This is a genomic window from Atlantibacter hermannii, assembly GCF_009907385.1.
In the GTDB taxonomy this organism is placed as follows: domain Bacteria; phylum Pseudomonadota; class Gammaproteobacteria; order Enterobacterales; family Enterobacteriaceae; genus Atlantibacter; species Atlantibacter hermannii_A.
In genome coordinates this window covers 1-1,815 of record NZ_JAAATR010000085.1, presented here as the reverse complement: position 1 = coordinate 1,815, position 1,815 = coordinate 1, and the positions used below count along the sequence as shown (strand labels likewise).

The following is a 1,815-nucleotide window of genomic DNA, read 5'->3' as shown; positions in this document are numbered from 1 at the left end:
ATCTCATTAAATAAAGCACGCTAAGCCGGTTGCAGCGGTCGTAGCGGCCTGAACTTGCCCGCGCCGATCTTGGCGCTGCTGCGCCAGAGGTAATCGCCGGTGAGGTTGATGTGCTCCCAACCGAGCGGCGACAGGTACTGCAACAGCGCGTCATCAACGGCATGGCCGTTGCCACGCAGCGCGTGCGCAGCCCGTTCCAGATAGACCGTGTTCCACAACACGACGGCAGCCGTTACCAGATTGAGGCCGCTAGCCCGGTAGCGCTGCTGCTCGAAACTGCGGTCGCGGATTTCACCCAGGCGGTTGAAAAACACTGCCCTGGCCAGCGCATTGCGCGCCTCGCCCTTGTTCAGGCCGGCATGCACGCGGCGGCGCAGTTCCACGCTTTGCAGCCAGTCCAGGATGAACAGCGTGCGCTCGATGCGGCCCAGCTCGCGGAGCGCCACGGCCAGGCCGTTCTGGCGTGGGTAGCTGCCGAGCTTTCGGAGCATCAGGGAGGCCGTCACCGTGCCCTGCTTGATCGAGGTGGCCAGCCGCAGGATTTCGTCCCAATGGGCGCGGACGTGCTTGATGTTGAGCGTGCCGCCGATCATGGGTTTCAGCGCGTCATAGGCGGCGTCGCCCTTCGGGATGTAGAGCTTGGTGTCGCCCAGGTCGCGGATGCGCGGCGCGAAGCGGAAGCCCAGGAGGTGCATCAGGGCGAAGACGTGATCGGTGAAGCCCGCCGTGTCGGTGTAATGCTCCTCGATCCGCAAGTCGGACTCGTGGTACAGCAGGCCGTCGAGCACGTAGGTCGAATCGCGCACGCCGACGTTCACGACCTTGGTGTGAAATGGCGCGTACTGGTCAGAAATGTGGGTGTAGAACGTCCGCCCTGGGCTGCTCCCGTATTTCGGGTTGATGTGGCCGGTGCTCTCGGCCTTGCTGCCGGTGCGGAAGTTCTGGCCGTCCGACGATGAGGTGGTGCCGTCGCCCCAGTGCTCGGCGAAGGGATGGCGGAACTGTGCGTTGACCAGATCGGCCAGCGCCGCCCCGTAGGTTTCGTCGCGGATGTGCCAGGCTTGCAGCCAAGCCAGCTTGGCGTAGGTCGTGCCGGGGCAAGACTCCGCCATCTTGGTCAGGCCCAGGTTGATCGCGTCGGCGAGGATCGTGGTCAGCAACAGGTTCTTGTCTTTGGCCGGGTCGCCCGATTTCAGATGCGCGAAATGCCGAGTGAAGCCCGTCCATTCGTCCACCTCCAGCAGCAGTTCGGTGATCTTGACGTGCGGCAGGATCATTGCCGTCTGGTCGATCAGCGCTTGGGCGGTGTCGGGTACCGCCGCGTCGAGCGGCGTGATCTTCAAGCCTGACTCGGTGATGATGGCGTCCGGCAGCTCGTTGGCCGTCGCCATACGGTTGACGGTGGCAAGCTGTGTTTCCAGCAGCGTCAGCCGGTCGTTCAGGTACCGGTTGCAGTCGGTGGCCACGGCCAGCGGCAATTCGCTGGCCTGCTTGAGGCTGGCGAATTTCGCGGGCGGCACCAGGTAGTCCTCGAAGTCCTTGAACTGGCGCGACCCCTGCACCCAGATGTCGCCGGAACGCAACGCGTTCTTCATCTCCGACAGCGCGCACAGTTCGTAGTAGCGCCGGTCGATGCCGGTGTCGGTCATGACCAGCTTCTGCCAGCGCGGCTTGATGAACTCGGTCGGCGCGTCGGCGGGCACCTTGCGGGCGTTGTCGCTGTTCATGCCGCGCAGCACCTCGATGGCGTCGAGCACGTCCTTCGCGGCGGGAGCGGCCCGCAGCTGGCACTGTTGCAAAGTTAGCGATGAGGCA

1 protein-coding gene is annotated in these 1,815 nt (G+C 64.4%); it reads right to left on the bottom strand.

Features of this window, described 5'->3' with window-relative positions; all coding sequences use genetic code 11:
* Window positions 1-20 precede the first annotated feature (20 nt).
* Window positions 21-1,815: Tn3 family transposase (locus GV764_RS19195; RefSeq protein WP_114091379.1), on the bottom strand; the 1,795-nt coding region annotated here is incomplete at its 5' end.